The organism is Gemmatimonadota bacterium, assembly GCA_039715185.1.
Lineage (GTDB): Bacteria > Gemmatimonadota > Gemmatimonadetes > Longimicrobiales > RSA9 > DATHRK01.
Window position 1 is genome coordinate 1 of sequence record JBDLIA010000245.1, and the last position, 1,046, is coordinate 1,046.

Annotated in this window: 1 protein-coding gene; it reads left to right on the top strand. The window is 71.5% G+C overall.

What is annotated here, in order from left to right:
* Positions 1-161: 161 nt before the first annotated feature.
* On the top strand, positions 162-1,046 hold an 885-nt coding region (locus ABFS34_17015; protein MEN8377127.1), incomplete at its 3' end, for a PLP-dependent aminotransferase family protein.

Below are 1,046 nucleotides of genomic sequence, written 5' to 3' on the forward strand. Positions count from 1 at the left end.
GCCATAGCTTAGGCTATGCCTCCTCGTCGTTCCTGCCCTGGACGCCCGCAAGCCCCCTGCTCGCGGCCGCACTCCCCTTTTTCAGCGACCTGCTAGCGGACGATGGGCACGAAGCGGTATGCTATCAATAGCCAAGATCGAAGTATTCAAGAGGACCAATCATGACCGTCCCTTTCGTCGAATTCCGGGGGAGCGCCCCGCTCCATCGCCAGCTCTACGAGGGCCTCAAGGCCGCGATCAGCGACGGACGCCTGGGCCGCGGCGCGCGCCTTCCCGCGAGCCGGCGGCTCGCCACCAAGTTGGGCGTTTCGCGCACCGTGGTCGTCACGGCGTACGACCAGCTCACCGCCGAGGGATTCGTGGAAGGCCGAACCGGGTCGGGGACGTTCGTCCGCGCGGCGCTGAGCCCGCCGCGCGAACTGGATGTGGCCGCTGCGGAGACGTTCCAGCCGCTCTGGTCGGCCGAGGGAGCTCGGCTGATCGCGGCAGACGCGGGGCCCGACGACGCGGGGGAGTTCGTGCGGTGGGACTTCACCGTCGGGCAGCTCAGGCCCGGAGAGTTCGGAGATCGGTTCTGGCGGCGCACGTTGGGCCGCGAGCTGGCGCGTGGGGCCTACGGGCCCGCCGCCGGCGCCCCCGAGTTGCGCCGCGCCGTCGCCGACTACCTGCGCTCTTCGCGGGGCGTCCGCTGTCGCTGGGAGGACGTGGTGATCGTGCAGGGTACGCGGCAGGCGCTCGACCTGATCGCGCGCGTGCTTCTTGACCCCGGGGACGTGGTCGCCCTGGAAGAGCCCCACTACCCCGACGCGCGCCACGCCTTCGCGGCCCGCGGCGCGACGTTCGTGGTGGCCCCCGTGGACCGCGCGGGCCTGCGCGTGGACGAGCTCCCGGAGGGACCGGCCAGCGCGGTCTACGTCACTCCGTCCCACCACTACCCTACCGGGGCGGTGCTGTCGATCGAGCGGCGGCACGCGCTGCTGCGCTGGGCCGGACGGTCCGGGGCCCTGGTACTGGAGGACGACTACGACTCCGAGTTCCGCTACGGC